This window comes from Thermococcus sp. JdF3 (genome assembly GCF_012027495.1).
Lineage (GTDB): Archaea > Methanobacteriota_B > Thermococci > Thermococcales > Thermococcaceae > Thermococcus.
Window position 1 is genome coordinate 1 of sequence record NZ_SNUK01000022.1, and the last position, 458, is coordinate 458.

1 protein-coding gene is annotated in these 458 nt (G+C 55.0%); it reads left to right on the forward strand.

The genetic code is table 11. The features are described 5' to 3' along the window. Positions 1-458 (forward strand): class I tRNA ligase family protein (locus tag E3E42_RS11710; RefSeq protein WP_167904887.1); only part of this gene is annotated, 458 nt, incomplete at both ends.

A 458-nucleotide genomic window follows, 5' to 3' on the forward strand; every position in this document is an offset into this window, starting at 1 on the left:
CTGGCACGAGGTCGCTGACGACTACATCGAGATGATCAAGTACAGGCTATACGGCGACGATGAGGAGAGCAAGCTGAAGGCAAAGGTAGCCCTCTACGAACTGCTTTACAACGTCATGCTCCTGCTCGCTCCGTTCGTGCCGCACGTAACCGAGGAGCTCTACCAGAACCTCTTCAAAGAGCGCATTGGAGCGAAGAGCGTCCACCTCCTCGAGTGGCCGAAGTACGACGAAGGCAGGATTGACGAGAACGCCGAGAAGCTCGGAGAGCTCGCGAGAGAAGTAATCAGTGCCATGAGGCGCTACAAGAACTCCCATGGCTTAGCACTCAACGCTAAGCTCAAGCACGTGGCGATCTACGCTACCGACTCCTACGGAATGCTGAAGGCCATCGAAAAGGACATCGCCGGAACTATGAACATTGAGAGGCTTGAGATAATCAAGGGTGAGCCAGAGCTCG